The following is a 224-nucleotide window of genomic DNA, read 5'->3' on the forward strand; positions in this document are numbered from 1 at the left end:
CTAGCGGTTCAGCGGCGCTGTCGCGCCGTGGTGGGAGAAAGTTGGGTGTACCTCCCGTATAGCTTCTGGCATGGGGCGGGAGTGGGAGCGGATCATGGAGGTGTCTGTCACGGTTGACGCCGGTTCAACCTTGGTGCTGTTGGTGAGCCTGCTGGTTAGCGTGGCGCGGAGGACTTCCACGGGAACCGTGGATTGTTGCCCTGGAGCACGAGTGTTAGATTCCT

At 61.2% G+C, this 224-nt stretch carries 1 protein-coding gene; it reads right to left on the bottom strand.

Features of this window, described 5'->3' with window-relative positions:
- Positions 1 to 224: hypothetical protein (locus BJQ90_RS20045; protein WP_226761942.1), on the bottom strand; the 224-nt coding region annotated here is incomplete at its 5' end.

It is taken from the genome of Arthrobacter sp. SO3, from assembly GCF_020532825.1.
Classification (GTDB): Bacteria; Actinomycetota; Actinomycetes; order Actinomycetales; family Micrococcaceae; genus Arthrobacter.